Below are 8,223 nucleotides of genomic sequence, written 5' to 3' on the forward strand. Positions count from 1 at the left end.
ATGGGGGTCCCCCCCGCTCGAGCGAAGCCGAGAGTGGGGGAGGAGCCGCAGAAGGTCACAGCCCCGCGCCCCTGAAAGACCTAAAAGAGGGGGCGCCTCCTGACGGGGCGCTCCGCTCTACAGGGCGCGGTACACATCGCGACGATTGCCCACCTTGACGACAAGGATGATCAGCCGGCCGTTGTCGATCTGGTAGGCGACGCGGAAATCCCCGACGCGCAGTCGGTACAGGCCTTCCTGCCCTGCGAGCTTCTTGACGTCCGCGTCCTCACGGTATGGATCGTCGCCCAGCCGCGTCAGGGCGGTGAGGATGCGCATGGCGCTGGTCCGGTCGATCGTGCGTAGCTGTCGCTGGGCGGTGGCGGTGAACCTGAACGCATACTTCATGCGGCGCCCTGGTCATCGCTGAACAGGTCGGCGAGCAGCTCCGCCATGGAGACCGTGGGCTCATCGAGATGCGTGGCTGCTTCCCGGGCGAGCATCTCGTCGGCCGCTTCCTCGACCGCATCCAGAACCTCTATCGGGACTACGGCGCCGACGCGCTCGCCCTTGCGGGTGATCACCGTGACTTCGCCGGCCTCGGCATTGCTCAGGATCTCGGCCAGTCGTGCACGGGCCTCACGGATGCTCAGCGTCTCGGACATATCGCGAGTGTACACTCTCCTGTGTACACCATGCCTGTGCAGGCAGCCCGCGCAGAACCGTCCCCGCCTCCGTCATCACCCGTTCCACCAGCTCCGCGCAAGACGGCAGGTCCTCGATCAGGCCTGCCACCTGGCCCGAGGCCATCACTCCCAGATCTGTGCGGCCCTCCACCATCGAGGCGCGCAGCAGCATCGGGGTGTTGGCGGCGAGGAGGACCTGGCTCCAGGTCAGGGCCTTGCCGTGCTTCATCGCGAGGCCGTCGCGGATCAGCTGGGGCCAGGTGAGGCCCGAGAGCTTTCGGAAGCGGGCGGCCCGGCGTATCGCCCGGGTCAGCGTTCTCGTACGACCAGCCTCCTCAAGGGAGTTGACCAGGTCCGTGCGGAGCATGCGGTGGGGGAGGCCGTCCACGGCTGTCGTCACCGTCACGTCCTTCACCGTGGCCGCGAGGTACTGGGCCTTCACCGCGTCCGGGACCGTGGAGTCGGAGGTGAGCAGGAAGCGGGTGCCCATGGCGATGCCCGCCGCGCCGTACGCCAGCGCCGCGACCAGGCCCCGGCCGTCGAAGAAGCCGCCCGCCGCGATCACCGGTATGCCGACGGCGTCCACGACCTGGGGGAGGAGGACGGTGGTCGCCACCTCGCCGGTGTGGCCGCCGCCCTCGCCGCCCTGCACGATCACCGCGTCCGCACCCCAGGCCGCGACCTTCTCGGCGTGCCGGCGGGCCCCGATCGACGGGATGACGACGACGCCCGCGTCCTTGAGCTCGGCGATCAGCTCACGGGAGGGCGCGAGCGCGAAGGAGGCGACCTTCACGTCCTCCTCGACGATCAGCCGGACGCGGTCGCGGGCGTCCCCCGCGTCCGCGCGCAGGTTCACACCGAACGGCGCGTCCGTACGGGACCTGACCTCCCGGACCGCCTCCCGCAGCTGGTCGAGTGTCATCGTCGCGGAGGCCAGGATGCCCAGCGCTCCCGCGTTCGCCGAGGCGGAGACCAGACGCGGGCCCGCCACCCAGCCCATTCCGGTCTGCACGATCGGGTGCCGGACGCCGACCAGTTTCGTGAGCGCGGTCTCCATCAGCCCGGGACCTCACGGTCGCGCAGCCCCTGCGGGTCGATGACCTCGCGGATCAACTCCAGCTCCGCCGGGGTCGGTTCACGGGTGTACGGGACCTCGTCGGGAACCGTCGGCTCGAACCCGGTCGCCGCCAGGACCTCCTCGACCGTCACCCCCGGATGCAGCGAGGCGAGCCGCATCGAGTGGTCCGGGGTCGCGAAGTCGAACACTCCCAGGTTCGACACGACCCTGGGGATGCGGTGGAAGCGGGTCGCCGTGGGGCCGGCCGCCGCCGCGCTGTCGTACCCCACCCCGCTGATCATGTCGACCTTCTCCACGAAGACCCTCGTCGAGTGCTTGGGCACCCAGTAACTCACCGGGTTGTTCAGGGTGTTGACGGGCGCGCCCCGCACCCCGAGCAGCTGCCGGGCGGGCCGCTCCCAGTCGCCGATGCAGGAGATGTTCTGGTTGCCGAACCGGTCGATCTGGCTCGCGCCCATCATCACGTGCCGACGCCCGCCGGTGACCATCGCGAGATGCCTGCGGTAGGGCAGCCACCCTTCGGGCGTGCCGTCCGGGCCGACCAGCATCGCCTCGCCGTCGGTGAGCAGGAGCTCCGGGGCGAAGGTCCGCCGGGCGAGCCGGGCGCCGACGGAGGGGACGGCACCCATCGGGCTCGCGAGCACCTCGCCGTTGTCCCGCCACGCCTCGGCGCAGGCGATCACGCAGTACTCGGCGCGGGTGGGCGGGAGGGGAGACGTGCGGGTGTCCGGGAGCGGGGCGCCGGTGGGCGGGGCAGGAGAGGGCCGGGTCGCGTCCGTCATCGCCGCTCCTCGTGCCAGGCCTGTGCGGCCGACTGATATGCCTTCTCGTCCCCGTACAGGAACCGCTCGGTGAACTCGGGCCACGGCGTCGTCGCGTACAGCTTCTGGAAGGGCTCGTCGCGGTCGTGGTCGGGGACACAGGAGGCGGGGTGTGCGCCGCTGGGCGTCTCGACGACTCCCGTGACCGAGTGCCGGTTGACGAGGAGGGTCTGCGGCACCGCGTCGTCGAAGCGGTCCACGAGCCGCTCGCAGGAGACGTACGCGTCGTCCGCGGCCTCGCAGAACAGGTCGTCGAAGTACGGGTCCGGGCCCAGATACTGGCCGTTGCCCGACCGGTCCGCGCGGTTCACGTGGACGAGCGCCGCGTCCATGCGCAGGGCCGGCATGGCGACGAAGGTCTCCCGGATCCCGGTCGACGGGTCCTCGTACGGCGAAGTGACCGTCCGCAGGCCGGGGTTGACCCGCATGACGTCCGAGCCGATGCCGGCCCGGACCGGCATGAACGGCAGCCGGTTCGCGGCGGCGTGCAGCCCCCACATGAACATCGCCTCGTCGACCTCCGTCAACTCGAAGGCCCCGCTCTGCCGGGCAGCGCGGTAGTGCGGCTCCAGGGGGATCGAGTCGAGCGTCACGAAGGCCGCGACGAGCTTGCGGATCCTGCCCGCCGCGGCGAGCATCCCGACGTCCGGGCCGCCGTACGACACGATCGTGAGGTCGGTGACCTGGGAGCGGAGCAGTGCTCTCACCAGGGCCATCGGTTTGCGGCGCGAGCCCCAGCCGCCGATGCCGAGGGTCATCCCGCTGCGGAGCCGGGAGACGACCTCGTCGGCCGTCATCGTCTTGTCGCTCATTCCGTACCCCCTCCTTCCCGGTCCTTCCCGAACGTGTCCCTGACCCGGTCGCCCACCCCCGCGAGGTTCGCCTCGAACGTGAAGCCCTGCTCGAAGCGGTAGCTGCGGCGCACGTCCACGGGATCGATGCCGTTGATCGCGGCCTTGGCGAGCCGGATCAGCTGCCCGTCCTTGCTCGCGATCGAACGGGCCAGCTCCAGGACGGCGGCGCGCAGTTCGTCGCGCGGCACGACCCGCCACACCGACCCGTGCCGGTGCAGCTCGGCCGCGGTCGCCGTGCGCGAGGTGTAGTACAGCGCGCGCATCAGATGCTGTGGCACCAGCCGGGCCAGATGGGTGGCCGCGCCCAGGGCGCCCCGGTCCAGCTCGGGCAGGCCGAAGGTCGCGTCCTCGCTCGCCACGATCGCGTCCGCGTTGCCCACCAGGCCTATGCCGCCGCCCAGACAGAAGCCGTGCACCTCCGCCACCACCGGCACCTCGCACTCGTACACCGCGGCGAATGCGTCGGCGCAGCCGCGGTTGGCGCCGAGCAGCGCGCCACCGCCCTGCGCCTGTATCTCCTTGATGTCCACGCCCGCGTTGAACCCCCGCCCCTCGGCGGCCAGCACCACACAGCGGACCTCGGCGTCGCGGCCCGCCGCGCGCAGGGCGTCGGCCAGCTCGAACCAGCCGCGCACCGGCAGCGCGTTCACGGGCGGGAAGTCGACCGTGACGACGGAAATCCCCTTTTCCGGGGACGAGGTGGAGACACCCATCAGCTCATCAGCTACCTTTCGACCAAACATTTGTTAGGTGCGCCGGTTGTGAAGGTAACAGCGAACACCGACGAGTGGGAGGCCCTGTGGACAAACGGCTCGCGGTGGTCACGGGCGGCACCCGGGGCGTGGGCGCCGGTATCGCCCGCGCGTTCGTCGAGGCGGGTGACGAGGTCGTGGTCTGTGCGCGCAGACCGCCCGAAGTGCCCGTCGACGGCGTCGAGTTCGTCCCCCTCGATCTGCGGGACCCACCGGCCGTGCGCGCCTTCTTCGACGGGCTGCCCCGCGTCGACGTCCTGGTCAACAACGCGGGCGGCGCCCCCTACCGGCTGCTCGCGGAGACGGACGCCGAGTGGCACGCGCGCGTGATCGAGCTCAACCTCACCGCCCCGCTGACGGCGTCTCTGGCGGCGTACGAGCAGCTCAAACGGGCGCGTGGCTCCGTCGTGATGATCGGCAGCGTCAGCGGGACCCGGCCCTCGCCCGGCACGGCGGCCTACGGGGCGGCCAAGGCGGGCCTGGAGAACCTCGCGCGCTCGATGGCCGTGGAGTGGGCGCCGGACGTACGCGTGAACACCCTCGTCGTGGGGATGGTCCGCACCGAGCTGTCCCGCCTCCACTACGGGGACGAGGACGGCATCGCGGCCGTCTCCCGCACCGTCCCCATGGGGCGGCTCGCCGAGCCCCTGGACGTCGGCAGGGCCGCCGTCTTCCTCGCGTCGGACGCCGCCGCGTACATCACCGGGGCCGGCCTCCTCGTGCACGGCGGGGGCGAACGGCCCGCCTTCCTGGACGCGGCGACCGCCAACAAGGAGAAGGCCAACAAGGAGAAGGCCAACAAGGAGAAGGCCAACAAGGAGAAGGCCAACAAGGAGAAGGCCAACGAGGAAAAAGTGGAAAGAGAGGGAGGAGAGACGGGATGACTGCAGGCATCGGAATCTGCGACGGGCGGGTCGTGATCGTCACGGGCGCGGGACGCGGGCTCGGGCGGGCGCACGCACTCGCCTTCGCGGCGGAGGGCGCTCGCGTCGTCGTCAACGACCTGGGCGTCGGGCTCGACGGTTCGCCCGGCCCCGACAGCCCGGCCCGGCAGGTCGTCGAGGAGATCACGGCGGCGGGCGGCGAGGCGGTGGCGCACGGCGGGGACATCGCCACGACCGAGGGCGCCGCATCCCTCGTACGCACGGCCGTGGACGCCTTCGGGCGGCTCGACACGCTCGTCAACAACGCCGGGTTCCTGCGCGACCGGATGCTCGTGAACCTCGGCGAGGACGACTGGGACGCCGTCATGCGCGTCCACCTGAAGGGCCACTTCCTGCCGCTGAAGCACGCCGCCGCGCACTGGCGGGCGGAGGCGAAGGCGGGGCGCGTGCCGCAGGCACGGATCGTCAACACCAGCTCCGGAGCAGGGCTGTCGGGGTCCGTCGGGCAGGGGAACTACAGCGCCGCCAAGGCCGGGATCGTGGGGCTCACACTGGTGGCCGCCGCCGAGATGGGGCGCTACGGAGTGCAGGTCAACGCCATCGCGCCCGCCGCGCGGACCCGGATGACCGAGGGCACGTTCGCCGAGACGATGGCGGCACCCGACAGCGGCTTCGACGCGATGGCGCCCGGGAACGTGTCGCCGCTCGTCGTCTGGCTCGGCTCCGCCGCGAGCGCCGGCGTCACCGGCCGGGTCTTCGAGACCGAGGGCGGCCGCATCACGGTCATGGAGGGCTGGCGGCCCGGCCCGAGCATCGACAAGGGCGCGCGGTGGACCCCCGCCGAGGCCGGGGACACGGCGCTCAAACTGCTCGCGGAGGCGCAGGCACCGCAGCCGGTCCACGGGGCGCAGTAGTGCGATCGGCGTACGACACCTAGGAGGGCAACGCGCGGGGAACCCTTTGACCCCGCACCCCGTGCTCGCGAGGATGCCCAGCAGGGCGCGGCGGGCGGAGGTGGCTCAGGTGGAGTTCGTCGGGCGAGCGGACAGCCTCGCGCTCCTGGCGGCGGCGCGCGAGCGCGCCCGCGCGGGACACCCTCAGCGCGTACTCGTCGAGGGTCCGGCCGGCATCGGCAAGACCGCCCTCGTACACCGCTTCCTGCGCGACGACACGCACGTGCTGTACGGGGCGGGGGAGGAGGCCGAGTCGGAGCTGGCCTTCGGAGTGCTGGAGCAGCTGCTGGGCCGGGACGGCACCGGTGACGGCAGTGGCCCCGGTGGCGGAGACGGGGGCGGAGACGGGGCCCGTGGTGCGGTCGGCGGCGGGCGCTGGGCGGACGCGCACGCGGCCGGGGCGGCACTGCTGGAGGCCCTGGACGAGGCACAGGGAGCGGGCGCCGGCCCGGGCCCCGACGACGGGGGCGCTCCCGCCCCGTCCGCCCCCGACACCCCCATCGCCCTCGTCCTCGACGACGCCCAATGGGCCGATCACCTCTCCCTCCAGGCCCTCGCCTTCGCCGTGCGCCGACTGCGGGCCGATCGCGTGCTCGTTCTCGTCGTCGTGCGGGACGCCGAGGACACGCGGCTGGCCGAGGGGCTGCGGAGACTGTTCACGGCGGACGACGCCGTGCGCGTACGGCTCGACGGGCTCGGGCCCGCCGAACTGGCCGAACTCGGCGGAGGACTGGGCGTACAGGGACTCACCGCGCGCGTCGCCGCACGGCTGCACGCGCACACCGCGGGCAATCCCCTCCATGCGAAGGCCCTCCTGGAACAGGAAGGAACCGGACTCCTGGAGGCGCTCGGCGAGCCCGATGTGACACCGCCCGCCCCCAAGTCGTTCACCGCCCTCGTACTGGCGAAGCTCGCCGCCTGCTCACCGGCCGCCGACGCACTGGTCTGCGCGGCCGCCGTACTCGGCACGCACTGCACGTCGGCCGACGCCTGGGAGGTCGCGGGCGCGGACCTGCTCGACGAGGAACGCCGGGCCGCCGACGTCCTCACCGCACTCGAAGAGGCCGTCCACACGGGCCTGTTGACCGAGGCCCCGGGTGATCCGGCGATCCGCTTCCCGCACCCCCTCGTACACGCCGCCGTCTACCACCAGCTCGGCCCCTCCCGCCGCGCCGCCCTGCACCTCAGCGCCGCCCGCACCGTCCGGGACCAGGCACACCGGCTGCGCCACCGGGCGCTCGCCGCAGTCGGCCCCGACCCGGAGCTCGCCGCCGAACTCGCCGCCCTGGGAAGCAAGTTCGCCGCCGAGGGCGCGTGGGCGAACGCGGCCGGACAGCTGACGGCCGCCGCACGGCTCGGCCCGGAACCGGCGGTGTACGAGCAGTACACCCTCGAAGCCGTCGAGTGCGCGCTGCTCGCCGGAGACGTACCGGACATGGGCGAAGTCGCCCAGCGGATCGCGCAGTTCACCCCTGGCGGCTGGCGCAGCTATCTCCTGGGCAGGCTCAGCCTGTTCGACCTGGACCGGGCCGAGGCACTGCTCACGGACGCCTGGCACCGGTGCGACCCGGCGGCCGATCCCGTCCTCGGGGCACGTGTCGCGGGCCAGTTCGCCGCCCTGCACGGCAGCATGTCGCACGGCGCCGAGATGGCCGAATGGGCCGACCTCGCGATCCGCCTCGCACCCGACGACACGGCCACCGACATGATCCGCGTCCTGCGGCTCAACGGCCTCGCCATGAGCGGCCGGGCCCCGCAGACGCTCGCCGCACTCGCCCCGCTGCCCGACCCGGCGCTCGCCACCCCGGCCCAACTGGAGGAACTCCTCGGCCGCGGCACCCTGCGCGAGTGGACCGGCGACCTCACCGGCGCCGTACGGGACCTGGGCGGGGTCTTCGGCGCCTGCCACGGGCGCGCCGCGTCCTTCCGGGTGGTCGCCGCGACCGCGCTCGCCTCCGCCGAGTACCGCGCGGGCCGCTGGGACGACGCGATCGTCCACACCGACCTCGCACTGTCCCTGGCCGCCGACACCGACCAGCCGCACATCGCCCTGTACTGCCGGATGCTCGCCGCCCAGGTGCACGCGGTGCGGGGCGCGTTCGCCAAAGCGCAGGCACACGCGCGCGTGGCCCGCGTCCACGCGGCCGGCGGCCATGTGAACCCCGCCCTGTGGGCCGCGCTCGCCGAGGCCCATCTCGCCCGCGCCCAGGGCCGGC

Annotated in this window: 9 protein-coding genes; 3 read left to right on the forward strand and 6 right to left on the reverse strand. The window is 72.6% G+C overall.

Annotated features, from left to right (window positions below; all coding sequences use genetic code 11):
* Positions 1-117 precede the first annotated feature (117 nt).
* From O3Q52_RS43835 to O3Q52_RS43860, 6 genes are read right to left on the reverse strand one after another with little or no spacing between them, the layout of a single operon-like run.
* Complete coding sequence (locus tag O3Q52_RS43835) at positions 118-387, reverse strand: type II toxin-antitoxin system RelE/ParE family toxin (protein ID WP_269654102.1); 270 nt, start codon at positions 385-387, stop codon at positions 118-120.
* Positions 384-644, reverse strand: a complete 261-nt coding sequence (locus O3Q52_RS43840) for a type II toxin-antitoxin system Phd/YefM family antitoxin (protein ID WP_269654103.1) — start codon at positions 642-644, stop codon at positions 384-386. The genes O3Q52_RS43835 and O3Q52_RS43840 overlap by 4 nt, the downstream gene beginning before the upstream one ends.
* Positions 619-1,722: a nitronate monooxygenase family protein gene (locus O3Q52_RS43845; RefSeq protein WP_269654104.1), complete on the reverse strand. Its 1,104-nt coding sequence runs from the start codon at positions 1,720-1,722 to the stop codon at positions 619-621. Before O3Q52_RS43845 ends, O3Q52_RS43840 begins: the two co-directional genes overlap by 26 nt.
* Entirely contained in the window at positions 1,722-2,525 is an 804-nt protein-coding gene (locus O3Q52_RS43850) for a CoA-transferase subunit beta (RefSeq protein WP_269654105.1), read from the reverse strand. The genes O3Q52_RS43845 and O3Q52_RS43850 overlap by 1 nt, the downstream gene beginning before the upstream one ends.
* A complete protein-coding gene (locus O3Q52_RS43855) occupies positions 2,522-3,376 on the reverse strand; it encodes a CoA transferase subunit A (protein WP_269654106.1) in 855 nt (284 codons plus the stop codon). The genes O3Q52_RS43850 and O3Q52_RS43855 overlap by 4 nt, the downstream gene beginning before the upstream one ends.
* Positions 3,373-4,131 (reverse strand): enoyl-CoA hydratase family protein, encoded by a 759-nt coding sequence (locus tag O3Q52_RS43860; protein WP_269654107.1) that lies wholly within the window; start codon positions 4,129-4,131, stop codon positions 3,373-3,375. The genes O3Q52_RS43855 and O3Q52_RS43860 overlap by 4 nt, the downstream gene beginning before the upstream one ends.
* An 86-nt stretch (positions 4,132-4,217) precedes the next feature.
* Here O3Q52_RS43860 and O3Q52_RS43865 point away from each other — a divergent pair, with 86 nt between their 5' ends.
* From O3Q52_RS43865 to O3Q52_RS43875, 3 genes are all read left to right on the forward strand, one after another.
* Positions 4,218-5,054 (forward strand): SDR family oxidoreductase, encoded by an 837-nt coding sequence (locus tag O3Q52_RS43865; protein WP_269654108.1) that lies wholly within the window; start codon positions 4,218-4,220, stop codon positions 5,052-5,054.
* Complete coding sequence (locus O3Q52_RS43870) at positions 5,051-5,968, forward strand: SDR family oxidoreductase (RefSeq protein ID WP_269654109.1); 918 nt, start codon at positions 5,051-5,053, stop codon at positions 5,966-5,968. The genes O3Q52_RS43865 and O3Q52_RS43870 overlap by 4 nt, the downstream gene beginning before the upstream one ends.
* A gap of 73 nt (positions 5,969-6,041) precedes the next feature.
* Positions 6,042-8,223: AAA family ATPase (locus O3Q52_RS43875; protein ID WP_269654110.1), on the forward strand; the 2,182-nt coding region annotated here is incomplete at its 3' end.

This window comes from Streptomyces sp. ActVer, from assembly GCF_027270795.1.
Classification (GTDB): Bacteria; Actinomycetota; Actinomycetes; order Streptomycetales; family Streptomycetaceae; genus Streptomyces; species Streptomyces umbrinus_A.